Origin of the sequence: Nocardia sp. NPDC057440 (genome assembly GCF_042802915.1) — a bacterium.
GTDB lineage: Bacteria > Actinomycetota > Actinomycetes > Mycobacteriales > Mycobacteriaceae > Nocardia.
Map to the genome: position 1 here is coordinate 24639 of NZ_JBHVDF010000031.1, position 25612 is coordinate 50250.

At 65.7% G+C, this 25612-nt stretch carries 28 protein-coding genes, 1 tRNA gene and 1 pseudogene; 17 read left to right on the forward strand and 13 right to left on the reverse strand.

All coding sequences use genetic code 11. From position 1 onward, the window contains the following. The first annotated feature begins 357 nt into the window (after nucleotides 1-357). The 6 genes from ACFU4Z_RS35405 to ACFU4Z_RS35430 all read left to right on the forward strand — a co-directional run bounded on the left by ACFU4Z_RS35405 (nucleotide 358) and on the right by ACFU4Z_RS35430 (nucleotide 4998). Entirely contained in the window at nucleotides 358-876 is a 519-nt protein-coding gene (locus ACFU4Z_RS35405; RefSeq protein ID WP_379072496.1) for a L,D-transpeptidase, read from the forward strand. Nucleotides 877-1054: 178 nt separating this feature from the next. Continuing rightward, entirely contained in the window at nucleotides 1055-1906 is an 852-nt protein-coding gene (locus ACFU4Z_RS35410; protein WP_379072499.1) for an NAD(P)H-binding protein, read from the forward strand. 558 nt (nucleotides 1907-2464) lie between these two features. After that, a complete protein-coding gene (locus ACFU4Z_RS35415) occupies nucleotides 2465-3364 on the forward strand; it encodes a helix-turn-helix domain-containing protein (RefSeq protein WP_379072501.1) in 900 nt (299 codons plus the stop codon). A gap of 88 nt (nucleotides 3365-3452) precedes the next feature. After that, the gene (locus tag ACFU4Z_RS35420; protein WP_379072503.1) at nucleotides 3453-3809 is read left to right on the forward strand and encodes a DUF3703 domain-containing protein; all 357 of its coding nucleotides are present in this window, start codon (nucleotides 3453-3455) and stop codon (nucleotides 3807-3809) included. Between the two features lie 260 nt (nucleotides 3810-4069). Beyond that, nucleotides 4070-4828, forward strand: a complete 759-nt coding sequence (locus ACFU4Z_RS35425) for an acyl-[acyl-carrier-protein] thioesterase (protein ID WP_379072505.1) — start codon at nucleotides 4070-4072, stop codon at nucleotides 4826-4828. 96 nt (nucleotides 4829-4924) lie between these two features. Beyond that, nucleotides 4925-4998: transfer RNA gene (locus tag ACFU4Z_RS35430), tRNA-Pro, on the forward strand. 227 nt (nucleotides 4999-5225) lie between these two features. Here the strand turns inward: ACFU4Z_RS35430 and ACFU4Z_RS35435 are convergent. Further along, the gene (locus tag ACFU4Z_RS35435) at nucleotides 5226-5735 is read right to left on the reverse strand and encodes a tyrosine-type recombinase/integrase (RefSeq protein WP_379072507.1); all 510 of its coding nucleotides are present in this window, start codon (nucleotides 5733-5735) and stop codon (nucleotides 5226-5228) included. Between the two features lie 53 nt (nucleotides 5736-5788). Between ACFU4Z_RS35435 and ACFU4Z_RS35440 the strand changes: the two genes are divergently transcribed. Beyond that, nucleotides 5789-6262 (forward strand): hypothetical protein, encoded by a 474-nt coding sequence (locus ACFU4Z_RS35440; protein ID WP_379072509.1) that lies wholly within the window; start codon nucleotides 5789-5791, stop codon nucleotides 6260-6262. On the opposite strand, the gene ACFU4Z_RS35445 is transcribed toward ACFU4Z_RS35440, so the two are convergent. The 3 genes and pseudogenes from ACFU4Z_RS35445 to ACFU4Z_RS35455 all read right to left on the reverse strand — a co-directional run bounded on the left by ACFU4Z_RS35445 (nucleotide 6223) and on the right by ACFU4Z_RS35455 (nucleotide 7883). Continuing rightward, complete coding sequence (locus ACFU4Z_RS35445) at nucleotides 6223-6429, reverse strand: helix-turn-helix transcriptional regulator (RefSeq protein ID WP_379072511.1); 207 nt, start codon at nucleotides 6427-6429, stop codon at nucleotides 6223-6225. The two genes, ACFU4Z_RS35440 and ACFU4Z_RS35445, sit on opposite strands and share 40 nt — an antisense overlap. A gap of 12 nt (nucleotides 6430-6441) precedes the next feature. After that, nucleotides 6442-6831, reverse strand: a pseudogene (locus ACFU4Z_RS35450) (replication initiator); the annotation flags it as partial. A gap of 377 nt (nucleotides 6832-7208) precedes the next feature. Then, nucleotides 7209-7883: a class I SAM-dependent methyltransferase gene (locus ACFU4Z_RS35455; RefSeq protein ID WP_379072513.1), complete on the reverse strand. Its 675-nt coding sequence runs from the start codon at nucleotides 7881-7883 to the stop codon at nucleotides 7209-7211. A 66-nt stretch (nucleotides 7884-7949) separates the two neighbouring features. Here ACFU4Z_RS35455 and ACFU4Z_RS35460 point away from each other — a divergent pair, with 66 nt between their 5' ends. Then, nucleotides 7950-8288 carry a GMC oxidoreductase gene (locus ACFU4Z_RS35460; protein WP_379072515.1) on the forward strand — a complete coding sequence of 113 codons (339 nt, stop codon included), beginning with the start codon at nucleotides 7950-7952 and terminating at the stop codon, nucleotides 8286-8288. A gap of 911 nt (nucleotides 8289-9199) precedes the next feature. On the opposite strand, the gene ACFU4Z_RS35465 is transcribed toward ACFU4Z_RS35460, so the two are convergent. The 9 genes from ACFU4Z_RS35465 to ACFU4Z_RS35505 all read right to left on the reverse strand — a co-directional run bounded on the left by ACFU4Z_RS35465 (nucleotide 9200) and on the right by ACFU4Z_RS35505 (nucleotide 18022). Further along, on the reverse strand, nucleotides 9200-9523 hold the full coding sequence (locus ACFU4Z_RS35465; RefSeq protein WP_379072517.1) for a hypothetical protein: 324 nt from the start codon (nucleotides 9521-9523) through the stop codon (nucleotides 9200-9202). Nucleotides 9524-9525: 2 nt separating this feature from the next. After that, the gene (locus tag ACFU4Z_RS35470) at nucleotides 9526-10203 is read right to left on the reverse strand and encodes a GntR family transcriptional regulator (protein ID WP_379072519.1); all 678 of its coding nucleotides are present in this window, start codon (nucleotides 10201-10203) and stop codon (nucleotides 9526-9528) included. Nucleotides 10204-10342: 139 nt separating this feature from the next. After that, a complete protein-coding gene (locus tag ACFU4Z_RS35475; protein WP_379072521.1) occupies nucleotides 10343-11854 on the reverse strand; it encodes an FAD-dependent oxidoreductase in 1512 nt (503 codons plus the stop codon). Further along, the gene (locus tag ACFU4Z_RS35480) at nucleotides 11851-12204 is read right to left on the reverse strand and encodes a (2Fe-2S)-binding protein (protein WP_379072523.1); all 354 of its coding nucleotides are present in this window, start codon (nucleotides 12202-12204) and stop codon (nucleotides 11851-11853) included. Before ACFU4Z_RS35480 ends, ACFU4Z_RS35475 begins: the two co-directional genes overlap by 4 nt. Beyond that, nucleotides 12201-13379 carry an NAD(P)/FAD-dependent oxidoreductase gene (locus ACFU4Z_RS35485; protein WP_379072525.1) on the reverse strand — a complete coding sequence of 393 codons (1179 nt, stop codon included), beginning with the start codon at nucleotides 13377-13379 and terminating at the stop codon, nucleotides 12201-12203. Before ACFU4Z_RS35485 ends, ACFU4Z_RS35480 begins: the two co-directional genes overlap by 4 nt. Nucleotides 13380-13411: 32 nt before the next feature. Further along, nucleotides 13412-14404 (reverse strand): proline racemase family protein, encoded by a 993-nt coding sequence (locus ACFU4Z_RS35490; RefSeq protein WP_379072527.1) that lies wholly within the window; start codon nucleotides 14402-14404, stop codon nucleotides 13412-13414. A 60-nt stretch (nucleotides 14405-14464) separates the two neighbouring features. Continuing rightward, complete coding sequence (locus tag ACFU4Z_RS35495; RefSeq protein WP_379072529.1) at nucleotides 14465-15910, reverse strand: aldehyde dehydrogenase (NADP(+)); 1446 nt, start codon at nucleotides 15908-15910, stop codon at nucleotides 14465-14467. A 30-nt stretch (nucleotides 15911-15940) separates the two neighbouring features. Continuing rightward, nucleotides 15941-16969: an ornithine cyclodeaminase family protein gene (locus ACFU4Z_RS35500; RefSeq protein WP_379072531.1), complete on the reverse strand. Its 1029-nt coding sequence runs from the start codon at nucleotides 16967-16969 to the stop codon at nucleotides 15941-15943. 144 nt (nucleotides 16970-17113) lie between these two features. Beyond that, nucleotides 17114-18022, reverse strand: coding sequence for a dihydrodipicolinate synthase family protein (locus tag ACFU4Z_RS35505; RefSeq protein ID WP_379072533.1), 909 nt, complete (start codon nucleotides 18020-18022; stop codon nucleotides 17114-17116). 249 nt (nucleotides 18023-18271) lie between these two features. Here ACFU4Z_RS35505 and ACFU4Z_RS35510 point away from each other — a divergent pair, with 249 nt between their 5' ends. From ACFU4Z_RS35510 to ACFU4Z_RS35550, 9 genes are all read left to right on the forward strand, one after another. Continuing rightward, nucleotides 18272-19426, forward strand: coding sequence for a branched-chain amino acid ABC transporter substrate-binding protein (locus ACFU4Z_RS35510; protein ID WP_379072535.1), 1155 nt, complete (start codon nucleotides 18272-18274; stop codon nucleotides 19424-19426). A 54-nt stretch (nucleotides 19427-19480) separates the two neighbouring features. Continuing rightward, nucleotides 19481-20392 (forward strand): branched-chain amino acid ABC transporter permease, encoded by a 912-nt coding sequence (locus ACFU4Z_RS35515; RefSeq protein WP_379072537.1) that lies wholly within the window; start codon nucleotides 19481-19483, stop codon nucleotides 20390-20392. Then, on the forward strand, nucleotides 20392-21516 hold the full coding sequence (locus ACFU4Z_RS35520; protein WP_379072539.1) for a branched-chain amino acid ABC transporter permease: 1125 nt from the start codon (nucleotides 20392-20394) through the stop codon (nucleotides 21514-21516). Before ACFU4Z_RS35515 ends, ACFU4Z_RS35520 begins: the two co-directional genes overlap by 1 nt. Before the next feature lie 65 nt (nucleotides 21517-21581). After that, nucleotides 21582-22409: an ABC transporter ATP-binding protein gene (locus ACFU4Z_RS35525; RefSeq protein ID WP_379072555.1), complete on the forward strand. Its 828-nt coding sequence runs from the start codon at nucleotides 21582-21584 to the stop codon at nucleotides 22407-22409. A 2-nt stretch (nucleotides 22410-22411) separates the two neighbouring features. After that, entirely contained in the window at nucleotides 22412-23134 is a 723-nt protein-coding gene (locus tag ACFU4Z_RS35530) for an ABC transporter ATP-binding protein (RefSeq protein ID WP_379072541.1), read from the forward strand. Beyond that, complete coding sequence (locus ACFU4Z_RS35535) at nucleotides 23124-24188, forward strand: proline racemase family protein (protein WP_379072543.1); 1065 nt, start codon at nucleotides 23124-23126, stop codon at nucleotides 24186-24188. Before ACFU4Z_RS35530 ends, ACFU4Z_RS35535 begins: the two co-directional genes overlap by 11 nt. A 34-nt stretch (nucleotides 24189-24222) precedes the next feature. Further along, a complete protein-coding gene (locus tag ACFU4Z_RS35540; RefSeq protein WP_379072545.1) occupies nucleotides 24223-24372 on the forward strand; it encodes an amino acid permease C-terminal domain-containing protein in 150 nt (49 codons plus the stop codon). A gap of 183 nt (nucleotides 24373-24555) precedes the next feature. After that, on the forward strand, nucleotides 24556-25230 hold the full coding sequence (locus ACFU4Z_RS35545; protein ID WP_379072547.1) for a GntR family transcriptional regulator: 675 nt from the start codon (nucleotides 24556-24558) through the stop codon (nucleotides 25228-25230). Then, nucleotides 25227-25481, forward strand: coding sequence for a transposase (locus ACFU4Z_RS35550; RefSeq protein ID WP_379072557.1), 255 nt, complete (start codon nucleotides 25227-25229; stop codon nucleotides 25479-25481). Before ACFU4Z_RS35545 ends, ACFU4Z_RS35550 begins: the two co-directional genes overlap by 4 nt. The last annotated feature ends 131 nt before the right edge of the window (nucleotides 25482-25612 follow it).

Genomic DNA, 25612 nt, shown 5'->3' on the forward strand with positions numbered 1-25612 from the left:
CGCATCGGTCCGCGATGCCGGTCGGCCGCGAGCGCGGTCAGCGCTCGATCGCCACGGTAGCGCGATCTTGTCGAGGCTGTGTCGAGCTGGCACTGGTGTGTCAGTCGTCGGATAAACAAACCAGCTCCGACCAGTCGGAAGGTTTTCAAGGGTTTCCGCCGCCATTTGTCCCACGTTTCGAGTCCGACCGCCCGATTGGCGGCGTGAATATGAATGGAATGTCGCGCAACGAGCTGGAATGCGGTTCACAATGATCTTCACCACCTCCAAGTGGTCCCGAGCTTGTGCCGAGATGGTCCCATCGCCCTGGCAGGCGACACTCAGGGCGGCGGGCATGGGTAGAGAGGTCAGAACTCCATGAGCAACAAGCGTTTTCTCAACTGGGCGGCCCGATCGGTAGTTCTCATCGGCGCCGCGGCGGCCGGACTCGCTGTCATGGCCCCCGCGCAAGCCGAACCGCTGTGGCCCGGCGGACCGGATATCCCGGGTTTGCCAGCACTGATTCCGCCGTTGCCCGTTCCTGTCGTGGCACCGTGCTATACCGAGTCTGCGCGGGTATGTATGCAGCTCTCGAGCAACCAAGCATGGTTGATGGACAACGGCAGAGTGACCTATGGCCCGACACCGATTTCGCACGGTAGACCTGGATACGAAACCCCTCCGGGCGTCTTCCGAGTCGCGTTCAAGCGTGAAGACCATTGGAGCACGATGCACCACGTGCCCATGAAGTGGGCGGTGTTCTTCAACGGCGACATTGCCACTCATATCGGACCCATCGAAGAACAGTCGCATGGATGCATACGAATGACCCCCGAGGGTGCTGAGACGCTCTACCACCATGTGTCACCTGGTGATGTCATCGAAGTCGTGAGATAGCTCGCCGACGGTCGAGAGTTGGTACCCGACAAAGAAATTCAACGCATAGAACGCTCGTTTGTGCCTGCGCGCATGGGGGTGTTGCGCTGTTCGGATCACGCCGGGGCGTAGACGCTGAGGCATGGACCTGAGCCTCTCGTCGATGGTGTGCTGGATATCGTGCGGCTTGAATTAGGGCATGACAACAACGAACAATCAGACGGCAGCTCGGACCATTCTCGTGACGGCGGGCACTGGCAAGGTGGGTCGCCGGGTGGCGGATCGCTTGGGGGCCAGGGGTTTCCCGGTCCGTGTCGGTTCCCGCTCCGCGCAGGTCCCGTTCGATTGGGAGGACCGTGGCACATGGGCGCCGGTACTCGAGGGGGTGGGTGCGGTGTTCGTCATGTACACCCCCGATATCGGGGATCCGCGTGCGGGAGAAACGATCCGGGCGTTCACCGAATTGGCGGTGGCCAATGGTGTCGAGCGGTTGGTGTTGTTGTCGGCCCGTGGTGAGGACCAGGCCGCGGCGGCCGAGGCGGCGGTGCGTGAGAGTGGTGTCGAGTGGACTGTGTTGCAGGCGGCGTGGTTCAACCAGAACTTCGATGAGGGTGTGTTCGCGGATATGGTGACCGCCGGTGACGTCGCTTTCCCGGCTGGTCAGGTGTTGGAGCCATTCGTTGATTCCGGTGATCTCGCGGACGTCGCGGTCGCTGCGTTGACGGAGGATGGGCACGCGGGTCAGGACTATGAACTGACCGGTCCCCGGTTGCTGAGTTTCGGTGACGCGATGGGCATGATCGCGAAGGAGACCAGGCGGGATGTCCAATACATTCCGGTCACTGGTGCGCAGTTCGGTGCGGTGTTGACCTCGGAGTTCGGTATGCCGGATGAGGAGGTCGCAGTGATGATCGACATCTTCGCTACTCTTCTGGACGGCCGCAACGCGAAAGTGACCGATACCGTCGGTCGTCTCCTTGGGCGCGAGCCGGTCGATTTCGCCGACTTCGTGCGCGACACGGTTGCGGCAGGCGCCTGGAAACAAGACTGACCGCAATGGCTGAGGGCAGACCATGCACCGCTCGAAGCCTGGGCCTAGGCTGCCGACGGATTCCGCTGTGCTGCGACACAGTAGCTTGTCATCGCCGCGGCACGTCCGGGTACTTTGGTCTCTCCTGAGGCGCTTCCGGGACATCGGTCGACCGGGCGACCTGCAGTTGCGGCAGTCGCACAGGCAGAGATACCAGCCGATATCCGAATGCGTGTCACCGAATAGCCCGTCAACGTCGCAGCCGCCCAAAACTGAACCGTCGATGAGAATGGTCGCATCGGTTGTTGCATTAGGACCGTGCCCGATATCTCTCCCACTACGCCGCTGTAACCGTGTGGGCATCCGCGTCCTGACGGCCTCAGAGTGTTATTCGGCAAGCTGGCGATTAAAGGGATCGGCTGATTTTATCTGCGTACTCACTTCACCACCGGTCAAGTGAGTCTCCGAGCACCGTCGTGCCGAGGTCGGTGTCTATGTGCCGGTCGTCGAGAGGTCGTCGTGTCGATGTCAGCGGCAGCACATTTCGCTATCGGCCGCTTGCGGGCCGACACTGATGAGATGGACGGTGTCGCTGACGTGGATCCACATCGCTGGACAGGTCTGGCTTTGCTGCGCCCCGGTCAGTTAGTGGTCACCGGCGCGGTGGGCATTGCGGCCATCCACGCACATCACACCGTGCAGGTGATTGCCGCGTGTACCGACATGGTGCTCGAGGATGTGGCGGGGGAGCGTCGCGTCTGTCGTGCCGCGGTCATCCCGCCGGATGTGCCGCATGCCGTGGTGCGAGGTGCGGCCGACGGGATTCTCGTGCATTTGGATCCGGAGTCCGCAGTGGGTTCGGAGCTGGGGCGACTTCCGAACTCGCCTGCGGCGGTGCATGAATGGGTTCGTGCGGGTCAGTCGCTGTGTGCCCCACAGCGACAGACCCGCCGGATGCATTCGGCCACCGCCAACGAGACTTCGGCCAGATCGTACGAGGCAGGTGGCATTGCGTCGGGTAGGTCTCTGCGGGAGTTCGATGCCATCAGTGCATGGCTGCACTCCTTGGTGCGCCCCGGCCCGGCGATGGAGTGGCTGCCCGACCGAAATTCGTGTTCCGACCCTGGTGGTCCGCCGCGACATCCCGCGGTGTCCGACGTACTCCGCCTGCTTCCGAACCGGTTGAGCGGCGGCCCCATTCGACTCGCCGAACTTGCCAGAGCGGTGCACTTATCGGAAAGCCGTCTGGCGCATGTGTTCTCCTCCGAAATAGGTCTGCCGTTCCGGCCCTATCTTCGATGGTTGCGTCTGCAGCGTGCCGTCGAACTCATAGCGGCCGGCCATTCGCTGACCGCTGTCGCGCACGGCGCGGGCTTCGCTGACAGCGCTCACCTGACGCGTGTGTGCCGCAGCATGTTCGGCGCTCCGCCGTCAGGATTCAACGGCATCCGCTGGGTCACCGAGCTGCCGCCCGACTAGACAGCAGGTTTGTTCAAGTCACTGGATGCGCCGGCGGGCGAGTCTGATGCGGAAGAACCCGCCTGCCCTGGAGGAAATCGTGGCCCCAATGCCGCCCACCGTCCGAGCCGCCTTCGAGGCGGAGCTCGAATCAGCCTCGACCACAACCGATCTCGAAGAAATGTGGCACGCCCTCGAACGCGCACACATCCTGTCGCAGCGTTGGGCCTGGCCGCACACCCGCGCGCACTGGCACATGCTGCGCCTCGCCCTGCGCTGCCACGATCGCTACGAAGCAATCGGCCAGATAGTGCGGCTGTCGGTAGCGGGCCTGGGTTCATCGGTCGGCCGCGTCCCTATCGGTAACACCGGCCGCGCCGCAGTCGGCATCACTACGCCCATGCCCATTCCTGACGACTTGGGACGAATCCTCGAACAGGGCGACACCGAATCGGCCGCCTCGTGACCGTATATGCCGGGACGCTTCAAGGTTGTGGGTGAGGTTCACCCTGTCCGTTCACCCGCGGGCTGACACCGTGAGGAACGCCTTCGCGCTGCTCGATATCGCATGTGGGCTCAGGTCGCCCGTGGTCTGGGTGCACTGCCCGCTGCATGTTGCCGCCACAGGAACGCTTCTCCGCAAAGGTTGGCCCGAATTGTCCCCGTGCAGGCGACTCGGGCGGCCCGCCATGTGTGCGAACCGCCGCGACCTGGCATTATTCGATCATGGTCATTCCTAGCGTGCTGCCGGAACGCCCTACCACCGGATCCTCATTCCAGACAGACTGGCCGGTGCGCCTCGCCGACACCAACAGCGACCAACGGCTGCGCCTCGACGCCATCGCCCGCTACCTCCAAGACATCGGCTTCGACCACCTCGACGCCGTCGACGACGGCGACGCCCACCGCGGCTGGGTCGTACGCCGCACCGTCATCGACGTAATGAAGCCCATCGAATTCGGCGAACACGCCACCCTCCGCCGCTGGTGCTCCGGCCTGTCCAACCGCTGGTGCAACATGCGCGTCCAAATCTGCGGCAGCAAAGGCGGCCTCGTCGAAACCGAAGCCTTTCTCATCCACTTCGGCGCCGAATCCGGTGTCCCCGCGCGCATGAGCGACCGTTTCATGGCTCCCATGCTCGCCAGCACCACCGAACACCGCCTCCGCTGGAAAGCCGCCCTCGCCACCGCCATCCCCGGACCGGACGAACCCGACGTCCACCAATTACCCTTCCCGCTGCGCATCGCCGACTTCGACTGGCTCGACCACGTCAACAACGCCGTCTACCTCACCGCCCTGGAAGAACTCCTCACCGCCCACACCGACCTGATATCGGGCCCTCACCGCACCGTCATCGAATACACCAAACCCCTCAAAGCCGGCGACAACGTCCGCCTCATCGGCCGCCGCAACGGCACCGCGCTCGACGTCTGGTTCGCCGTGGCCGACGACACCCGAGCCGCCGCCCGAGTTACACCCCTGTAACTCCCCAACCGGCCCCGCCACGCCACCAACCAGGCGATTCGGTGTCTCGCCCCTCTCTGGGGTAATCTTTTCGAGCGCCCCGCACGCGGGCGCAACCGGGATGTGGCGCAGCTTGGTAGCGCACTTGACTGGGGGTCAAGTGGTCGCAGGTTCAAATCCTGTCATCCCGACAAATACAAACCCCTTCCGACCAGCATCGGAAGGGGTTTTGTCATTCACCGACCACTCGCAGTTGGGGACCACGTGGGGACCGTAGGTGTTGTGTGAGCAGATTCCCGTCGTCGGTGAGTCCTTGCATATCGGGGTGGAGATATCGCTGCGTGATCCGTGGATCGGTGTGCCCGGCGATCTTCTGGGGCCGATACAGCGGCACGCCCGCGTCCGCGAACCAGGTCAATCAGGTATGCCGAAGATCGTGCCGACGGAGATGCTCATAACCGAGTGTGGCCACCACGTCGTCCCAATGCGTGGCCCGCCGCAGTACCCCGGTCGCGATCCTGCCGCCTCGTGGTCCGACGAAGAGCCGAGCATCCGGCCGAGCATTGGCCGCCGCGATCCGTCTGAGCACCAATGGTCGCAGCTCCTCGATGATCGGAATCCTGTGAGCCCGTTTACCTTTGGTGCCCTTGTCCTTCATGCCGCCAGGGCCGGGAGTCGTCTGGCGGCGCAGCGTCCACACCCACTGGTCGGTGTCGATGTCGGCCACTCGGCACCCCGACACTTCACCGATGCGGGTAGCGGTGCACGCCTCGAAGATCACCGCATCACCCCAGCATTGATACTTGTCCGTCGATGCATCGACGAGCGCCGCAGCGAGCTTGGTGAGTGTCTGCCAGTCGGGCAAAGCCAACGACCTCGGATCGTCCAGTTCGTCTTCGTGCCGTGCAAACTGGCGTTGCCACCCCACCGATCAGTTCATCCCTCGCGGCCTGGTCCATGACCCTCACCCAGGCGGCCAGCGTGTTCTTCACCGTCGATTTGGTGCACCCCATCCGCGATCCAGATGCCGACGGCCCGATCAGCCACACCGGCCGTGATCATGGTGACCGGCAGATGACCCACCGTGGGGACAACCCGACGACGCCAGCCAGCGCGGTACGGATCGAGCGTCTTCGGTTCGACGCCGCGAAACGCCAAGTCCAAATTCGCAGTCCCGTACTCGGCCAGAGTCGCCGTCGCAGCCTTCGGATCGACACCCCTAGCCGCGGCTTGCCGAATGTGATCTATCCACTCGTCCGCTTCCTCACGAGTGTCGAAGGCTTCCGACTTCGAGCACCGCTTTTTGGTGGTCGGATCGACCCATCGCACCCGAGCCCGGCAGGACTTCGCGTCCCGGATCTCGACATCACCCCGAACCGGGACGCCGAGCGGGATCACCTGCACCTGATCGGCCATCACGCCGCCATGGGATCGACACGCTTGCTTTGCAAGTAGGACTCCACATCGGCTGCGCTGTAGCGGACCACGCGATCGGACACTTGTACGAACGGCGGACTTTGCGGTGGGCGAGCAGTCCGCCAACGCCGCAAGCTGGACGCATCAACACTCAACATCCGAGCAACCTCCTCGGTTGTGTACCACCAGACTCCGTATGTCTCCATCTAGGTTCCCCTCTATGCTGCCGATTGCTGAATGGTCGAAATATCCTGTGGCACAACCATTTCTGGTGAGTTACCGCCATCGTCTGGTGGTCCCTCGGCCATGGCGAGGCGGGCATTGGTGTACTCGGCGCGTTGATTGATCCGGGCCGCGACAAGTGCCATGACCAGATGCGAACGAGGTGGTGCGTCTTTGTCGCCGGGCCCGACCGGTGTGATCCGCAGGTGGGAGGTATCCGGCTTGAGGATGCCGACGCGGGCGAGTTCGGCGCGCACGAAGTCGAGGCGATCGGCCTTGTGATCGGGAATCGTTTTGCCCGACCACTTGCCCGAGTTCAAGCAGCGCCGTCCGGGCAGGCCGAGGGTGTCGCCGCGGTGTGCGTTGCCTTTGCAGTGTCGAGCTCGACCCCCTGCACGGCAACGGCGAGCCTGTTGTCGCGCAAGAGGTTACGGAAAGTGGGTTGGCATACCTCGAGACGCGACGTGGTCTTCCCGAGGGGCCCGCGAGGAGTGGCGGGAGCACCGCTAACCGATCCTTTGCCGTGCCGAAAGAACTTCCGCCCACTAAGCTGCGGTGTCCGCTCCGTTCCATCGGCGGCCGTCTCAGGTGGAACGCATCGGCGACTTTCCAGTCGCCGATGCGGCCCCAATATTCGCCGTACGCTCCGCGATCGGTGTGCGGGATGCAGCCGACCACAGCAGTCCGACAGGCGATTACATTGTCGAGAATGCCGTTCGACGCCATCGGCCAAGGCGCCCCGCGGTCAGTCGCCCATAAAGGTCTATAGATACTTTCCCACGACCCAACTGCGATTTCCCGGCGGCTCGATGGCTGTTACGGCCACGCCGTCCTTGAAGAGTGCCTCCTGCGAGACCATGCCCGCAGAAATCGCGTCTTGCCATGCACGAGTCGGCCCGACTCCCCAATAATTCCATGGCGTGATGTCGTCCACAACCAAGATCGTTTTCTCGGTGGCGAAGTGTTTCATATTCAACAGATCGGACTTGGCTATCTCGTAGGAATGCCCACCATCGATGAAGATTAGATCGAATTTTAATCGAGGGTTAGCGAATGCGAATTCCGGCACACTAGTCGTTGAATTACCGGGAATTAGTGTGTGCCTGCCGGGATACATTTCATCGATGTATTGTTTGGCGGGGACAACATAGTCGAACTCGACCATGTCGAACGAATATACTAAGACATCAGGATTCGCATCCAAAAACGTGTAGCTGGACAGTCCACAATTGAAGCCGATCTCTCCGATGACCTTCACATCCGCACTCCGAGCGAGCCGTGCCAGACTGGCCAACTCGGCAGTGTCGCTGGAACCTTCCCAGGATCTCCCGGCTTCGATCACTTTGTTAACAAGACATTCTAGATAATCCAGGGTCATTTCCAACTCCAGCAACCGGCCGTTCTGACGACAAATTCTCACCGAGATGGTACAGCTCATGGCTGTGCCACATGGCCACCTACGGGCCGCGCCGGCCTGCTCGTCCCAGCGTGGCTCAGCGCGGGAGTGCCGATAATCGACCCGAACTACTTGGGCGACGAGCGAGACCTCCGCGCTCTCGTCACCGCACTGCGGCTGGCCCGCCAGATCGGTTGCGCCAGCGCATACGACGAGTGGCGCGAAGCAGAAGCCGAACCTGGTCCCGCCATCGACGACGTCGTCCTTCGTCAGTTCGCGAAGAACGCCTTCCAGTCGAACTTCCACCCGGTGGGAACATATGCGACGGGTGATCCCGCGATGCCTGTTGTCGACAGCGAATTGCGTGCACAGCGCCGCCGGCTTCCGGGGCGCCGACGCGTCCGTGATGCCGTCGATCCCTCGGCCAAGACCGCCGTCCGGCGGTAGTTACCTCCCGGTTACCGCGGCGCGCATCGTGAGGTCGGGATTGTCCTTCGGCGACAATGCCCGCGGCGAATTTCATTCCTGCACGATGGTGTGGAGCAGCGGCGTGATTTTCTACCGTTGTCTGTCATCCGTCCTGCGCGGCGTCGCACCCTCCAGTGCAAAAAGGTACTGGCCCAAAACTGTGTCATGAGAATCATACGTTCGCCGGGGCGCTACCGAGGTGTAACGCGACGTGTGTGCTCGCTAGTGCCTCGTCGAGCAGTAGTCCGGATGTCGGAACTTCGAGTCGACTGCGAAGTCGCGGACCGGCTCGGTGTGCCGGTTGCGCCAGCGCATGCATGGCGGATAATAAACTCCTTCGGCGGCCGATACCGTTGCAACCTCCACCGCCCACCCATAATTCTCGAATCGGCGTCCGGCATTGAGCATTTCGGTGTATCCGGCCGTGTCGGTGCCGCACCGGCCGAGGGCATACCGGGGTTTCACCCCCCGAGGGTTGCGAACCAGCTCTCAACTTGTTGGCGAAACCCGTCGAAAACGGACGAGACGTCGCTCCAGTGAGCTGCGCCATCCTGCTCCAGATTGTTCACGGCTATGTTCAAAATCAGTTGTTTTTCGCGCGAAAGCTACCGGAATCCTGTACCTTCCCGACGTCGTCGATGATTTCGATGGTGGCCGAGCGTTCATTTCCGTTGGTGACTGCCACCGGCGTCCTCCCCTGCTCGCCGCTGGACTGTTCGGGTATTGCGCTCGCACAGCAGCGAATTCGGCAATCACTTGTTCAGCGTCCATTCCGTGCCCGACGGTGATGGTGTTGCCGGTGATGATCGCGTAGCCGTGCCCGTGCGGATTGGCCATTGCCCCTGCACGAAGAGACTCGAGATTGGGACTGATTCCGGGTTTGACGAAGGTCAGGATGCACACGCGAGGGCCTCCAGTTCAGCGAGAAGAGGTGAGTAGTCCGGGCGGCCGCGCAGCCAGGTGGTGAAGGCGGTCCAATCCCAGCCACGCCGACGTGCGATGTCGGCGGCCGTGAGGTGGCGGGTGTACTCGACCGATCCAGCGGCGAAGGCCAGTGCCGCTTGGACCTGTTGCGGGTGCAGCGAACTGGCGAAGATCCGTAGTTCGAAGGTTTGCTCGGGGCAGACGTTGATAGCCTCGTGGCGGGCTGTCCTGCGTTCGCCTTTGGCAAAGTCGCGGGCCTGCGAGCGTGCCCGGGGCGAGATGGAACGCATGGTTACGGCTTGCCGCTCAGGTCGGGGGGCTTGGCCCATCGCCCGCGCGTCTGGCGGATGTGGTTGCGCATCAACCGCTCGACAGCACGCGGGTCGCGTCGCTCGATGGTGTCGACGATGTCCAGGTGTTCGCGTGCGGAATCCACGAGCTCGCCTCGTTCGAGCAAGCTCGAGAGCCCGAATAACCGGGTGTGGGCCCGTAGATCAAACACCAGGTTGGTCATCCGCGTGTTGTCCGCGTACGAGAGGAGGCGCAGGTGGAAGACGCGGTCGGCTTCGGTGTATTCGACGAGGTTGCCCTCGTTCGCGCAGTCCACGATGACCTGCGCGAGCTCGCGGAGCACGGGCAGATCCTCGGCTGGGATGTGGCGCGTGACCTGTCGTACCACAGGGGGCTCGATCAGCAGTCGCAGCTCGGTGATCTCGTCGAGGTCCGACTCCCCGATCTCGGTTACCCGGAAGCCCTTGTTGGGTACGACGTCGACGAGGCCCTCCTTGACGAGGTCGAGCATGGCTTCGCGCACGGGAGTTGCCGACACACCGAATCGAGCCCCCAGAGCCGGCGCGGAGTAGACGACCCCGGGCTCCATCTCGCCGGAGACGATGGCTGCGCGCAGCGCACGGCCGATCCTTTCACGAATGCTGACCTTCTCCAGGAGCCCAATGCCGTTCAGTGCCATGTGCCCTGCCTCTCTGCGGGACGCTGGTTCCTCGAGGTATGTCGTCACGTGACACCAAGTTCTGGGTCCCCCGAACGGCGCGGCCGGGCACATGTCCGGCCACGCCGAGAGCAACCAAAGACAGCCCTTCCTCGCTTCATCAGAGGGCCTCGTCGGTGGATTTCGAGGTGACCTGGGCCAGAAGCTCCAAGGCTATGGGGGCGCAGAGGGTCTGCTTGGCCAGCGGTCGCAGATCCTCCACGGTGAGGGGTCGGTCCTCGGCGGCAGCGGCCAGCTTGGCTGTGGCGAACCCGCATACGTGCCCCTGGCACCAGCCCATTCCTGGCCGCGCCATCAGTTTGACAGTCCGTACGTCGGTGGCGCCGAGCTCGTCGCGGGCCCGACAGACGCTGTCGAAGCTGACCTCCTCGCACCGGCAGATCGTAGTGTCCGGGGTGAGCCACTCGTGCCAGCGCGCCGGGACCGGGTGTGCCTGGTGCATGGCGGCGGCGAAGGCGCGGAGGCGCTGGATACGCGCACGCAGTCGACGAATATGCACAGCGTGGACCTCGAGTGCGTCGGCCGCGGCGATCCCGGCCAGTTCACCCTCAGCTACCGCAAGCAGCGCCCCGCCGACTCCGGTTGCCTCACCGGCGACGTACACCCCTGGCGTGGTGCTGCGCTGCGAGTTGTCGACGACGGCGACGAGAGACTGGTCGACGTCGATCCTGGTTTGGGCGCCCACCGCGGTGATGAGCTCCATCGAAGGGGTGAAGCCCCAGCCGAGGGCGACCAGGTCTACGTCAACGGTCATCGTGGGGCCGACAACCCGCCCCACGGCATCAAGCTGGGCCAGTTGGACCGCCTTGGTGCCGGTGGGATCGGCGTCGATGCGAGTCACCGCGGTGCGAGTCCGGTACGGGATCCGGTGGCGGGCCAGCGCCAGGGCGTACTCCGCACCCTCGGCGACCTTGGCAGGAACGGCTGCCACGGCGCGGGCGTGGCGCGCCCATCCGGTCAGGGCATTGGCCTCGCACACGGCCACGACTGTCGCTCCGGCATCGGCGAGCTGCTTGGCGACCGGAAGGAGGAAGGGGCCCGTTCCCGCGATGACAGCGCGCTGGCCGGCGAGTGTGCGGTGTCCCTTCAGCAGGGCTTGTACGCCGCCGGCAGCCATGACTCCGGGGAGGTCCCAACCGGGGACGGGCAGCTGGCGGTCGTACCCACCTGGACAGAGAATCAGCCTGGCGGCGACGACGAGCCTGGGCGTCGCCTCAGCGGTGTCGACGCCCACGATCGTCGGAGTCAGGTGGAGGGTCCAGCCCCCTTCCCGGTCATCGGCGTCGGCAGGTGCCGTGGGCTCCACGAACCACACCTGGGCATTGGGAAGGTGAACCACCGCGCCCATCTGCCGGTGCCGGCGCAGCTTCTCACGAAGCTCGGTGAACAGCTTCCAGTCGTGATGGCCTTCCGCCTCCGGCCCACGTGGGGCGCGCTCGTCCGGATGACGCCAGTACTGGCCGCCGATCTGGGCACCAGCGTCCACCAGCACGACGGTCTTGCCCCGGTCGGCCGCAGCTGCGGCGGCCGCCAGGCCGGCTGGGCCGGCACCGACGATGGCTACGTCGAACGCTCCGACCGTTTGTCCGGAAGGGGTCGGGTTGGTGCTCATCGCTCGGTCCCTCCGTCGTTGGGAGCGTCAGTTGCCGCATCGACCGGCGCAGCGGTCGTGCTCAGCTGCATGCCTTCGCAGACGGGGACGAGGCAAGCGCGCTGGTTGGGTGCGCCGTCGACGGTGATCAGGCAGTCGTAGCAGATCCCGATGCCACAGAAGAGGCCTCGGGGGCGGCCGTTCTTCCGGGTGGTGCGCCAGGACTGGATCCCGGCGTCGATGAGTGCCGCACCCACGGTCTGGCCGGGGTGGGCAAGGAGCTCCTGGCCGTTGAGGGTGAGGTGTACGACGGACGTGCCGCCGTCCTCGACTGTCCGCGGACCGGCCTGGGTTTTCGGATGTCTTGTCATGTGTGGTTACCAGCCGAGAAGCGAGCGGGGGCGAAGGGGGAGAGGTCCAGGTCGGGCGATTTGCCGGCCATCGCCTGAGTCAACAGCTTCGCGGTGCCGACCGACAGCCCTATGCCGGCGCCCTCGTGCCCGGTCGCGTGCCACATCCCGGTGAGGCGGGAGTCGTGGCCGATCACGGGCAGATGGTCGCGGCAGTACGGCCGGAACCCCATGTAGGTGCGCATGATGCGGACCCGGGCCAGCGAGGGGAACAACGCCAGTGCCTTGGCCGCGATCTCACGCAGAGCCGGCAACGACACGGTGCGGTCGAACCCGACCCGCTCCCGCGAGGACCCGATCAGGATGGTCCCGGCCTGCGTTCCCTCGATCACGGTAGAGGTCTGCAGGCCTTCGTCGGAGGAGTGCGTCGAGGCGACGTACTCGCCGGCATACACTTTGCGGTTGATCGTGGGCGGCAGCGGCTCGGTCACGAGCACGAAGCCACGCCGGGGAAAGACGGGTACGTCGACCCCAGCCATCGCTGCGATCTCGCTCGCCCAGGTGCCGGCGGCGTTGACCACGTGGTCGCAGGCGATCGTTCCTCGACTGGTGCGGACGGCTTTGACCCGTCGTTCGCCACCCAGGTCACGGTGCTCGATCCCGGTGACTTCGATACCTGTGGAGATGACAGCCCCCATGCCTCGTGCCAGCCGCAGCAGATGGGCGGTGAGAAGCATGGGCTGCACTTGGGCGTCTTGCGGGTAGTACGCGGCTGCCGCCAGGCCGATGCGGATGTTCGGCTCGTACTGGCGAATGTCGGCTGCGTCGACGTCCACGGTTTCGATGCCTGCCAGGCGCTGACGGGCGCCGAGTTCCCGTAGCGCGTCAGCGCCCTCGGGGCTCGACGCGACGACGAAGCCGCCCTTGGACTCGAACTCCCATAGCTGACCGAACTCGGCCAGGTCGTCGTGCCACACCGAGTGCGAGTACAGAGCCAAGTCCAGCTCATGGCCGGCCTCCTTGTCCGACACCAGCAGGTTGCCCTCACACGCGCTACTGGTCCCCGACGCAACCTGGCCCTGCTCGAGCACCTGCACGCGGAAGCCTTCCCGTGCCAGGAAGTACGCGCAGGCCGCGCCGACCGCTCCCGCGCCGATTACCACGACTTCTGCGCCCTTGGGCAGGTGATCGCTCATGCCACCCTCCCGGGAGGTCCCGGAAAGTGCGGTCACAGCAGGAACCCCGCAGGGAATGGGTCGGTGGGATCGAGCATGTACTGCGCGGTGCCGGTGACCCATGCCCGTCCGGTGATGGTGGGTACGACGGCACGGATCGTCTCGCCGTCCTCGGTGCCCGGAAGCTCGACCTCCTCGACGAGCCGGCCGACGAACGTGGACCCGATGAACGACTCGTTGACGAAGTCGGTGTGGAGATCGAGCTCGCCTCGCGCGTGCAGCTGTGCCATCCGGGCACTGGTGCCGGTGCCGCAGGGCGACCGGTCGAACCAACCGGGGTAGATCGCCATGGCATGCCGGGAGTGCTGGGCGGTGGCACCCGGCGCCTTGAGGTACACGTGGTGGCACCCGTTGATGTCCGAGCGCTCAGGGTGCACGGGCCTGGCCTGCTCGTTGATCGCGTCCATGATGGCCAGCCCTGCGTCGATCAGCCGCTGCTTCGCTGCCCTGTCGAACGGCAGCTCGAGGTCGTCGAGGTCGACGATCGCGTAGAAGTTGCCCCCGAACGCGATGTCGTAGCGGACGTCGCCGTACCCCTCGACCTTGACGACCTGGTCCAGAGCGAGGCTGAACGACGGCACGTTCGTGATGGTGACCGACTCCGCGTGCCCGTCTCGTACGGCGACCTCGGCGACGACGAGACCGGCCGGGGTGTCGAGGCGGATCGTGGTCACCGGCTCGACGACGGGGACCATCCCGGTCTCGACCAGCACAGTCGCCGTACCGATGGTGCCGTGGCCACACATCGGAAGGAGCCCCGAGACCTCGATGAAGAGCACGCCGTAGTCGGCATCAGGCCGGGTAGGGGGCTGGAGGATCGATCCGGACATGGAGGCGTGGCCGCGCGGCTCGAACATCAACAGCGTGCGCAGTTCGTCGTTGTTGTCGATGAACCATTGGCGGCGCTCCGCCATCGTGGCACCGGGGAAGACTCCGACGCCGCCGGTGATGACGCGCGTGGGCATGCCCTCGGTGTGTGAGTCCACAGCGTGAATGATGCGTGTTGTCCTCATGTTGCCCTTTCTCGGATGCTCCAGCTGTGCGGATCAAGTCAGCTTCCCGTCAACTCTGCGCGGTACGTCGGCGTCGTCGCGCAGTTCGCCCGGAAGCAGGAAGTCGGGGAATCCTTGATACGCCACCGGCCTGGTGAACCGATCGATGGCGGCGGTGCCGACCGAGGTGGTCCCGGCGGCGGTGGTTGCCGGGTAAGGGCCTCCGTGCTGCTGGGCGTAGGTCACCGAGACGCCCGTTGGCCACTGGTTCCACAGCAGTCGGCCAGCCTTCGAGGCCAGGATGGTCGTCAACTGCCCGACGATCCGGTCGTCCTCGTTCGCCACCAGGGTCGCGGTGAGCTGTCCCTCCAGCTGCTCGGCGACCTCGACCAGCTGCTGCTCGTCGGCGTACTCGACGATCAGGACGGTCGGGCCGAAACACTCGGCCAGCAGCGCTTCCGGGTCGGCCAACAGGTCCTGCACCGAGGTGGACAGGACTGTCGGAGCAGGCGGGTCGTTGAGCGGATCCTCCCCCTCGGCGACCACGGTGACAGCGGGATGTCGGCGCAGGTGCTGCTGGCCACTCAGGTAGCCGGCCGTGATCTTGTCGTTGAGCAGCGGCGCGGCCGACGGCAGCGCGCCGGCGCGCAACGATGCCAACAAGTGGGAGTCGCCGGGTGCGAGGACCACGCCCGGCTTGGTGCAGAACTGGCCCGCGCTCAGCGTGAAGGACCCGACCAGCCCGGCGGCGATGTCCACGCCGCGGTCGGCGTCCGCGGAGGCAGTGACGAACACCGGGTTCACCGACCCGAGCTCGCCGTAGAACGGGATCGGCTCCGGGCGTGACGATGCCAGGTCGAACAGCGCTCGCCCGCCAGGGATGGAGCCGGTGAACGCCGCAGCCCTCACCTGCGGGTGCGTCAGCACGACCACCCCGGCCTCTTGGCCGTAGACGATCTGCAGGAGCCCGCTCGGTGCGCCGAGCTCGTCGAACGCCTCGGTCAGCACCTGCGCCGTCGCCGCGGAGAGCCCGACATGGCCCGGATGTGCCTTCACGATCACGGAGCATCCGGCAGCGAGGGCAGAGGCGGTGTCGCCGCCGGCCACGGAGAACGCGAAGGGGAAGTTGGAGGCGGCGAACACTACCACCGGGCCGTAGGGGACGCGGGTACGCCGCAGGTCCGGACGCGGCCCCATCGACCAGTCCGGATCCGCGTGGTCCACGCGCGCGTCCAGGTAGCCGCCCTCGTTCACCGTCTCGGCGAACAGCCTCAGCTGGAACGTCGTACGCGCCAGCTCGCCGCGGAGCCGTTGCTCGGTGAGGTGCGTCTCCCGGATGGCGAGCGGGACCAGGATGTCGGCGGCACCATCGAGCCGGTCCGCAACGGCCCGCAGCACTGCGGCGCGCTCGGTGCGGGTTCGGCTGGACCACTGCGTCGCGGCCCGTTGCGCACCGAGGACGATATGGTCGATGCGGTCGGTGCTGGTGTCATACATCATTCCTCCAACGTGGACAGAGATTTTGGTGCGTCACGCGCGCTGCCGGTAGCGGTCGTAGGCGTGCTGCGCCACGACCAGGTCCTCCCAGGCCATGCCCACTCCGGAGAAGACCGCCGGGCGACCGGGCGACGGGGTGAAGCGACCGGTCACCAGTTCGGCCAGGTTGGCCAGCGGGCGGCCTCGCTCGGCGTCCGCGACCCACTCGGTCGCCGGCCGGGCAAGGAGCAGGTTGCCCGACTCGCGCATCGCCGCGGCACGGCTCTCCACCACGACGTCGGCATTGAGCACCAGCTCCGCGGGGAGTTCGCGCTTGTCGGGGCCGTGTACGCCGATCGCGCAGACCACGGCATCGGCGGGTACGTCGCCGGCGTCGAAGAGGGGAGTGCGGGAGGACGTGGCACAGACGATGAGGTCCGCCCGCGACATGTCCCGCGCGGCGTCGGCGGGTCGGACCGGAGCGCCGAGAGCGGCCGACCGTGCGACGAGCAGGTCTACCCCTTCAGGGCGACGTCCCACCACGGCGATGTCGTCAGGGTGCAGTACGGCGTTGAGGTACGCGATGTGGCGTTCAGCCTGCGGGCCGGTGCCGAAGACCACCACCCGCTGTGCGCGAACCGCGGATTCATGGTCTACGCCGCGGTGGGCGGCGATGAGGTGTTGGGCGGCCATCGCCGTAGTGGCCGGGGTGCGCACCAGTGTCAGCTCCGCAGCGTCGAGAACCGCCAGTGGCGCATGGTGTTCGGTTTCGAACAAGACGTAGACGCCTTGGATGTTCGGGTGTCCGTCCTGGGGGTTTCCCGGCGCGAGGGTGAGGACCTTGACCCCGGACGCGCCGCCGGTAGCGCTGGGCATCATCAGGAACTCGGCGGCCGGCCCGGCGGGAGCGAAAAGCCTCGGGCTGTCCTGTTCGGGATCGACGCGCCCTGATACGAGAGCCTCGGTGAGGACGCGGACCGCACTGGGTCCATCGACGAGGTCCGCGATGGCGACTGCGCTGAGGTGGCTCAGACCAGTCCCACGACCACCTGCGCCGGTGGACTGCCCACTCGGTGCCTTCATGATCTCTTCCTCTCCGAGGCTCTCGCCCCTCATCAGCAACACGGGATCGTTCGACTGTGATCCCGGGCTGCTCGCCCAGAGTGTGTCTCTCGATGCCGGTTGGCTACCCCATGGCATGGGATCGACAGACACGCCCAGCTGCGATCAGCGGTAGCCCTTGGCCAGGGCGGCCTCGGTATCGCGGCGTATCGCCTCGGCCTGCTCGGCGGTCAATGGGCTGCGCGGCGGGCGGCACTGACCGCCCTTGCGGCCGGCGATGTCCATCGACAGCTTGATCGCCTGGACGAACTCGGTCTTCGAGTCCCACCGCAGCAGGGAGTGCAGGTCGCGGTAGAGCGGCATGGCCGCCTTCAGGTCCTCGACGTTGCCGGAGGTTGCCAGCTCGTACAGCTTGGCGGTGGCCTCGGGAATCGCGTTGGGGTAGCCCGCGATCCAGCCGACCGCGCCGGCCAGGCCGAACTCGACCACGACGTCGTCGGAGCCGATGAGGATGTCCAGATCCGGCGCCAGCTCCTGGATCTCGTAGACGCGGCGAACGTCGCCGGAGAACTCCTTGACCGCCTTGATCAGACCCTCCGAGTGGAGTTCGGCCAGCAGGTCCGGGGTCAGGTCGACCTTGGTGTCGTAAGGGTTGTTGTACGCCACGATCGGAAGCCCGACCTTGGCGGCCTCGCGATAGTGGTTGAGCACCGACTGACGGTCCGCACGGTAGATGTTCGGCGGAAGCATCAGCACCGACTGGGCGCCGGCCTCCGCCGCCTGCTCGATCCAGCGGACGGTCTCCCTCGAGCCGTACGCCGCCACGCCGGGCATCACGCCGAACCCTTCGGGCGAGGCCTGCACCGCCACCTCGACCACGCGGGCGCGCTCTTCGGGGGTCAGCGTCTGGTACTCGCCCAGCGAGCCGGACGGGCACACGCCGTCGGTGCTGTTGGCGGCCAGCCATGCGACGTGCCTGGCGTAGCCGTCGTAGTCGACGCTGAGGTCGTCGTTGAACGGCAGTGCGGTCGCGGTGTAGAGGCCGCGCCAGGGGTTCTCTTTCGAGATGGTCATGTTGTGAAGTCTCCTGGATCAAGGTTGCGCACGAATAGAATGTGATATTGCACTGCGATTGGCAAGAGGGTTGGTCGGTTAGCCTCCGGGTCGCCGGCTTCAGTCTGCCTCCCGCGAGAACATTATGCAATGTGCTATTGCACTAGCTGAATTCGGTCTCTACGCTAGGCCTCGGTTCCAGCAGAGTCACACCGCAGTGGCTTAGCGCGGACCTGACGCCTGAGGCGTTGACCAGGAGCGGAGATACACATGATTCGTAAGACGCTGATCGGCGCCACGGCGGCAGTCGCCCTGACCTTGACCCTGTCTGCCTGTGGCGGGGGCGGTCTGGCGGCGGGCGGCGGAGGTGACGGCGGAAAGGGCGACATCCGGCTGGGCATGGCGGCGCCGCTGAGTGGCAGCAGCGCCGCGATCGGGCCGTACATGAAGAACGGCGCGCAGCTCGCGATCGACGAGATCAACGCCTCCGGCGGTGTGCTCGGCCGCAAGCTCGAGCTCGTCGCCGAGGACGATGCGTGTGACCCGAGGACAGCGGCGTCGGCGGCCGCCAAGCTCGTCACGGAGGGCGTGACCGTGTCAGTCGGCGGCTACTGCTCGTCGGCGACCCTGCCGACGCTCTCGATCTTCAACAAGGCCGACGTCCCGATGATCATCCCGGCCGCGAACTCCAACGACCTGGTCAAGAGCAAGCTGTCGAATGTCTTCCTACTCAACGGCACCGGCGCCCAGCAGGCCCAAGCGGCGGTCGATTACATCAAGTCCTCCGGCGCCAAGGCCGTCGCGCTGGCAGACGACAACACGTCGTACTCCAAGGACATCAGCACCCGTACTGGGGAGAAACTCGGGGCAGTGGGATCGGTCAAGATCGTGGACCACGAGTCGGTGACCGCGGGCGAGTCGGACTACTCCGCTGCGGTGACCTCGATCCTCAACGCGAAGCCGGACTTCGTGTACTGGACCGGCTACTACCAAGAAGGCGGGCTGCTCATCAAGCAGCTTCGCGCGGCGGGTTACAGCGGCAAGATCATGGTCGCGGACGGATCCGTCGACGAGCAGATGATCTCCATCGCCGGTGCCGCCAACGCCCAGGGCGTGTTGGCGACCATGACGCAGACGCCGCAAACGATCGCTGGTGGCGAGAAGTGGATCGCCGACTACAAGGCCGCCTTCAAGGCCGACCCCGGGCCCTACTCGACACAGTCGTACGACGCCGTGCGCGTGGCAGCCGAGGCGATCAAGAACGCCAACTCGACCAAGAGCAGCGACATCATCGCCGCGCTGGAGAAGATCGACGGATTCCCGATCTTCAGTGGCAAGCTCAAGTTCACCCCGGAGCACACCCTCAGCGAGGGCGGCTTCGGCATCCTCGCGGTCCAGGGCAACACCTTCGCGCTCAACAAGTGACCCTCGGCTCGCGGGCGCCAATGGCCCCGCCGGCTCCCGGCATTTAGGAGTGCCATGGACCTGCAATACCTCATCCAACTGATCCTGAACGGCCTGTTCATCGGCTCGTTCTACGCTCTCGTCGCCCTCGGCTACTCGATGGTCTACGGCATCATCAAACTGCTGAACTTCGCCCACGGTGACATCTACATGCTCGGCGCCTTCGCAGGCTATGCGCTGCTGACCGCGGCAGCCGGCTCGCTCGGCGCGGGCGCCTCGATCGGCGTACTCGTCCTGATCATGGTGGTCGCAATGCTGGTCACCGGCACCGTGGGGCTTGTCCTCGAGCGGGTCGCCTACCGGCCGCTGCGCGGAGCACCGCGATTGTCGGTGCTGATCACTGCGGTCGGCGCCAGCTTCGCGCTGGAGTACGGCATCGCCGTCGGGTTCGGCCCGAACCCGCGTGTCTATCCAGTCGGCTTCGGCAACGGTGCCATCTCCGTGCTGGGCGCCAGGGTCACCTACGCCCAGCTCGCCATGATGGTGATCGCCGTCGGCCTCATGATCGCCCTCGACCAGCTCGTCAACAGGACCCGGGCGGGTCGTGCGATGCGCGCGATCTCGCAGGATCCGAAAGCCTGCCTGCTGATGGGCATCAACGTCGACCGCGTCATCTCGCGCACCTTTTTCATCGGCTCGGCGCTGGCCGGTGCGGCCGGAGTTATGGCCGGCGCGTATTACGGAAAGGTGGACTTCCTGATGGGCTTCACCATCGGCCTCAAGGCGTTCACCGCGGCTGTGATCGGCGGCATCGGCAACCTGCGGGGCGCCGTTCTCGGCGCTGTCGTTCTGGGGCTGCTCGAGTCCTTCGGAACCGCCGCGCTCGGAAGTGAGTGGCGAGACGTCTTCGCCTTCGGCTTCCTGATCCTGTTCCTGACCGTCCGACCAACCGGTCTACTCGGCGAGAGAGTGACGGAGCGGGTCTGATGAGCAACGATAACTCGATCCCGGCCCGAGGCGGGGCCTTCGACGCCCCCTCCGGCTTCGTGCAAGCCGTCGACGGGGCTGGCAACTCCACGATCGGTCACATCGGCTCCGGCCTCGCGCCCGCAGATGCAGCTGGCCGTGCTACGCCGGTAAGCCGCGCGATCAGCCACCCGCTGTTCGGCTGGGTCGTGATGGCCCTTGCCGTTGCGCTGCCGTTCGTCAACTCCTCGTCCTACAGCATCCGGATCGCAACGGACGCGCTCATCTTCGTGATGCTCGCGGTCGGCCTGAATATCGTCGTGGGCTACTGCGGTCTGCTCGACCTGGGCTTCGCCGCCTTCTTCGCGATCGGCGCCTACACCTCCGGCATCCTCACTACGTCGCTGGGGTGGCCCATTCCGCTCGCGATCCCAGTCGTCGTGATCGCAGCCGTCATCGGCGGGGTGGTGATCGGCGGCCCGACCTTGCGACTGCGCAGTGACTACCTCGCCATCGTCACCCTCGGATTCGGCGAGATCATCCGGATCACCGCGAACAACCTCGATGTCACGGGTGGCCCGAACGGGATCTTCGGTATCCCGGACTTCGGCGACTTCGGCCTGCGTTCTGACATCACGACGTACTGGATCATCGTCGCCGTCGTTGCAGCAGCGGTGTTGGCTTCCGCGCGGCTCGGCAAGGGGCGGCTGGGCCGGGCCTGGCGATTCGTGCGCGAGGACGAGGACGCCGCGGAGGCGATGGGCATCCACACCTACCGGGTGAAGTTCGCGGCGTACATCACCGGAGCGATCTTCGGCGGGATCGCCGGTGTGCTCTTCGCGGTGCACCAGACGGCGATCTCGCCAACTAGCTTCAACTTCCTCTGGTCGGCGCTCATTCTCATGGCGGTGGTCCTCGGCGGGATGGGCTCAACACCCGGCGTCGTCGTCGGCGCGCTCGTCATCTCCCTGCTCCCCGAGCTGCTACGTGGAGCGGAGAACTGGCGCTATCTCGTCTTCGGCGTCCTCCTCATCATCGTGATGCTGTTCCGTCCCCAGGGCATCTGGCCGCACCGGGGCGACGAGAAGCCGTCGCGGATCGAGAAGCGACGAGCCCGCACGGCGGCAAAGGAGGTCGCACCGTGACCGCGACACACGGCGAGGTGGCAAGGAACGGCTCACCGGCTACGGGGCTGCTCCAAGTCCGTGACATGACAGTGGCCTTCGGCGGAGTCACTGCCGTCAACGGCCTGACCTTCGACGTGCACGAAGGGGAGGTCCTCTCTGTAATCGGCCCGAACGGTGCCGGCAAGACCAGCGCCTTCAACTGCATTACCGGCTTCTACAAGCCGTCGGCCGGGCACGTCACCTTCGACGGCAGCGACATCACCGGCAAACGTCCCGCGGTCATCGCCGCGCGCGGGGTCGCCCGCACGTTCCAGAACCTGCGCCTGTTCGGCGACCTCAGCGTCCTGGACAACGTGCGCGCGGGGATGCATGTGCGGATCCGGCAAAACGCCTTCGACGCCGTCCTGCACACCCCCCGGTACCACCGCAGCGAGCAAACCGCGACCGACGAGGCGCACCGCTGGCTCGACTTTGTCGGAGCGCGCGGGAGCCGGGTCCACGAAGTGCGCAATCTGCCGTACGGCGAGCAGCGCCGCGTCGAGATCGCCCGGGCCCTGGCCCGTGAACCGAAGATGCTCCTGCTCGACGAGCCCGCGGCCGGCCTGAACCACAACGAGAAGGAGGAGCTCCTCGCCCTACTGCGCCGCATCAGCGACCTCGGGACCGCGGTCGTGCTCATCGAGCACGACATGGGCCTGGTCATGGAGGTCTCCGAACGCATCGTCGTCCTCAACTACGGCAAGGAGATCGCGGACGGCACACCCCACCAGATCCGCACCGACCCCAGGGTCGTCGAGGCCTATTTGGGCGCCGACGACGCCGAAGCCCACACCGAGGCCGAAGCGGTGGCCGCCGCCGCCGACGGGGAGATTTTCAGCGATCACAACGCGGCACCGAGCGAGAAGGGCTAGTCGTGAGCACAGTTACCCCTGTCCTCGAGGTCGAGGACCTCGTGGTCAACTATGGACGGGTCGAGGCGCTGCGCGGTCTGTCGCTGACGGTCGGTGAAGGCGAGACGGTGTCGCTGCTCGGCAATAACGGCGCAGGCAAGTCGACCACCGTCTCCGCGATCTCCGGTCTAGTGCGCGCGACGTCGGGACGGATCAGGGCGTTCGGCAAGGAGATCACAGCAGCCAAGCCCTGGGAGCTCGTCGAGATGGGCATCGTCCACGTGCCCGAAGGCCGACGGATCTTCCCTCGGCTCAGCGTCCACGAGAACCTGCTCATCGGTGGATACACCGTCCGTGACAGCAAGGCGATCGAGGAGCGGATCCAGGAGGTGTACGAGCTCCTACCGCGGCTGCGCGACCGCCGCAACCAGCACGGCGGCACCCTGTCCGGGGGCGAGCAGCAGATGCTGGCGATGGGGCGCGCGATGATCGCTGCGCCGCGCCTGCTCATGCTCGACGAGCCGTCCATGGGACTCGCCCCCCTCATGGTCGCCCAGATTATGCAGGTCGTGCGAACCATCAACGAGCGCGGCACCGCCGTACTCCTCATCGAGCAGAACGCCCGGTCCGCGCTCACCGTGGCCACCCGCGGCTACGTACTCGAGGCGGGCGTGACCAGCCTCGAGGGGTCCTCGGAGGAGTTGCGGGCCAATCCCCGAGTAGTGGAGGCCTACCTTGGCGCCTGAGATGTCGTTCAGCTTCGAGACGGTGGACTACCACACCGGCGGTGAGCCGTTCCGGATCGTCGCCCACGGAGCGGTCCGGCTCGAGGGCGCCACCGTGGCGGACAAGCGGGTCCGGGGGATCGCGAGCCCGGAGGTGCAGTATGCCCGCGCGCTCCTGTGCAGCGAGCCACGCGGCCACGCAGACATGTACGGCGGCTTCGTCACCGAGCCCGACGACGACGGCGCCGATCTCGGGGTGCTCTTCTGGCACAAGGACGGCTTCTCCACCGCGTGCGGCCACGGCACCATCGCGCTGGGTGTGTGGGCCGTCGAGTCCGGCCTCGTGCCGCGACTCGAGCAGGGCACTCGCGACGTACGGATCGACGTACCCTCCGGGCGGGTCACCGCCCGCGTTGCCTTCGAGGCGGGCGAGATCACCCACGTCTCGTTCGTCAACGTCCCGAGCTGGGTGCACTCCACCGGTGTCGATGTCGAGACCGACCGTGGGCGCGTCACGTGCGACATCGTCTTCGGCGGTGCGATGTACGCCGTGGTGTCCGCCGCGGACCTCGGCCTGGCTGTTCGCCCCGCAGACCTGCCCGACCTGATTCGGACCGGTCGCCGGATCAGGGATGGCCTCAACGCCGCCCGCGCGGCGGAGCACCCGAGCGACCCGCGCCTGTCCGGCGTCTACGCAACGATGTTCACCGAGGACGTCGACCCCGACGACGCGACCGCCTCCCAGGCGTTCGAGGGACTCAGTGCCGAGGGCGCACTGCACCAGCGCAACGTCGTGGTGTTCTCCGACGGCGAGGTCGATCGGTCCCCGTGCGGGTCCGGCACCGCGGCCAGGGTCGCGCATCTGACCAGCCAGGGACGTCTCGCCGATGGTGAGGTCCTGGTCCACGACTCTATCGTCGGCAGCAGATTCCGTGCTCGGGCCATAGCGCGGGTCCAGGCCGACGGTCACGACGCGCTCGTGCCTGAGGTCGTCGGCACGGCGCACAAGTTGGGAGACAGCCGCTTTGTCGTGGACCCGCGCGACTCGCTGGTTCCCGGCTTCATCCTCAGGTGAGGATCCATGGACCGATGAGAGGTTTCAGGTGGGAATGTTGAAGAGACTGCGTTTCCGCCTGGTTGATCAGCCACCTCTCACCTGGGGCACCTGGGTGCGGTTCCTGCTATGGCTGTGGCTGGGCCTCGTGGTGTATGTGGGCTTCAGCTACCGGCATTCGGAACTGAACGACCTGGAATCCTGACATCCGTGACCTGCGGCGGACCAGGTCGCTACGCCGCCCGCCCGGCGATTTGGTCCGTCCCCGACGGCGCACGTAATATGTGATATGTCACCGACCGTCTCGCTTGTACGATAGCAACTGACTAGATCACACGGGCCGATCCCGCGGTCGCCGCTTCCGCCCACCCGCAACAAGAAGGCAATGATGTCCGCCACTGATACGCCGGTCTCGACACTGACGTCGTTCCTCCCCCGGAAGAGCATGCGCGACGAGATCATCGAGAAGTTGCGCGGGGCGATCATCACCGGCGAGTTGCGCCCCGACGTCGTGTACTCGGCCCCCGGACTGGCCGAACAGTTCGGCGTGTCCGCGACTCCGGTCCGCGAAGCAATGATCGACCTGGCCAAGGAGGGCTTGGTCGAAACCGTGCGCAACAAGGGCTTTCGCATTCGCGAGCCATCCGAACAGGAGCTGGACAACCTCGTCGAGGTCCGCCTGCTCATCGAGGTCCCGACCGTACGCAAGGTCGCGGACGCCGGCATCGACCCCCAGCAGCTCGCCGAACTGCGCACCCTGGCCTTCGGCATCGAAAAGGCCGCGACCGAACACGATTTCATCACCTACATCTCCATCGACACCGAATTCCACTGCCGCCTCCTCAGCCTCGCGGGCAACAACGAGTTGGTCGAAACGGTGCGGTCGCTGCGCTCCCGCTCCCGCCTCTATGGCGTCCGCCCACTCGCCGAACGCGGTGAGCTCATTCATTCCGCCCACGAGCACGTGGAAATCCTGAATCTCATCGAACAGGGAGCCGCGGAATCGGCCGAACAGCTGATCCGCCGCCACATCGGCCACGTCCGAGGCATCTGGGCTGAATAGATCGGACTCGACGGACGGCGTGCCCGCGTCGATCGTATTCGCCCGAATATCGAGTGGAGATGGCACATCGGGTGATCGACTCCGGCCGCCCGGTGCGCGAGGTTGCCCGCGAGCTGGATGTACATGAGAACCTGCTGCACAAGTGGGTGCCCGAAGACGCCGCCGGATGGCTGCGGCCGGCGCGGAGCCCGGATTACCGTGGTGCCCAGCAGCTTTCGGCCGATGAGGCGCCTGCGGAGTGCCCTGCATGATGACGCCGTCATCGTCAGGATTCTCGATCCATGCGCTGGTCGGGTAGCGGGAACGCATTACTGCGTTCCCGCCCCCTCAGAACCGGCCATGCGAGATTTCCCCGCAGCACGGCTCAAGCAGGCCGCTGGGG

Bases quoted from the DNA above. Each gene is read 5' to 3' on its own strand.
- ACFU4Z_RS35405 (WP_379072496.1), top strand. From the start codon at position 358: ATGAGCAACAAGCGTTTTCTCAACTGGGCGGCCCGATCGGTAGTTCTC.
- ACFU4Z_RS35410 (WP_379072499.1), top strand. From the start codon at position 1,055: ATGACAACAACGAACAATCAGACGGCAGCTCGGACCATTCTCGTGACG.
- ACFU4Z_RS35415 (WP_379072501.1), top strand. From the start codon at position 2,465: ATGGACGGTGTCGCTGACGTGGATCCACATCGCTGGACAGGTCTGGCT.
- ACFU4Z_RS35420 (WP_379072503.1), top strand. From the start codon at position 3,453: ATGCCGCCCACCGTCCGAGCCGCCTTCGAGGCGGAGCTCGAATCAGCC.
- ACFU4Z_RS35425 (WP_379072505.1), top strand. From the start codon at position 4,070: ATGGTCATTCCTAGCGTGCTGCCGGAACGCCCTACCACCGGATCCTCA.
- ACFU4Z_RS35445 (WP_379072511.1), bottom strand. From the start codon at position 6,429: ATGGAGACATACGGAGTCTGGTGGTACACAACCGAGGAGGTTGCTCGG.
- ACFU4Z_RS35455 (WP_379072513.1), bottom strand. From the start codon at position 7,883: ATGAGCTGTACCATCTCGGTGAGAATTTGTCGTCAGAACGGCCGGTTG.
- ACFU4Z_RS35465 (WP_379072517.1), bottom strand. From the start codon at position 9,523: ATGCGTTCCATCTCGCCCCGGGCACGCTCGCAGGCCCGCGACTTTGCC.
- ACFU4Z_RS35470 (WP_379072519.1), bottom strand. From the start codon at position 10,203: ATGGCACTGAACGGCATTGGGCTCCTGGAGAAGGTCAGCATTCGTGAA.
- ACFU4Z_RS35475 (WP_379072521.1), bottom strand. From the start codon at position 11,854: ATGAGCACCAACCCGACCCCTTCCGGACAAACGGTCGGAGCGTTCGAC.
- ACFU4Z_RS35480 (WP_379072523.1), bottom strand. From the start codon at position 12,204: ATGACAAGACATCCGAAAACCCAGGCCGGTCCGCGGACAGTCGAGGAC.
- ACFU4Z_RS35485 (WP_379072525.1), bottom strand. From the start codon at position 13,379: ATGAGCGATCACCTGCCCAAGGGCGCAGAAGTCGTGGTAATCGGCGCG.
- ACFU4Z_RS35495 (WP_379072529.1), bottom strand. From the start codon at position 15,910: ATGATGTATGACACCAGCACCGACCGCATCGACCATATCGTCCTCGGT.
- ACFU4Z_RS35500 (WP_379072531.1), bottom strand. From the start codon at position 16,969: ATGAAGGCACCGAGTGGGCAGTCCACCGGCGCAGGTGGTCGTGGGACT.
- ACFU4Z_RS35505 (WP_379072533.1), bottom strand. From the start codon at position 18,022: ATGACCATCTCGAAAGAGAACCCCTGGCGCGGCCTCTACACCGCGACC.
- ACFU4Z_RS35510 (WP_379072535.1), top strand. From the start codon at position 18,272: ATGATTCGTAAGACGCTGATCGGCGCCACGGCGGCAGTCGCCCTGACC.
- ACFU4Z_RS35515 (WP_379072537.1), top strand. From the start codon at position 19,481: ATGGACCTGCAATACCTCATCCAACTGATCCTGAACGGCCTGTTCATC.
- ACFU4Z_RS35520 (WP_379072539.1), top strand. From the start codon at position 20,392: ATGAGCAACGATAACTCGATCCCGGCCCGAGGCGGGGCCTTCGACGCC.
- ACFU4Z_RS35525 (WP_379072555.1), top strand. From the start codon at position 21,582: ATGACAGTGGCCTTCGGCGGAGTCACTGCCGTCAACGGCCTGACCTTC.
- ACFU4Z_RS35540 (WP_379072545.1), top strand. From the start codon at position 24,223: ATGTTGAAGAGACTGCGTTTCCGCCTGGTTGATCAGCCACCTCTCACC.
- ACFU4Z_RS35545 (WP_379072547.1), top strand. From the start codon at position 24,556: ATGTCCGCCACTGATACGCCGGTCTCGACACTGACGTCGTTCCTCCCC.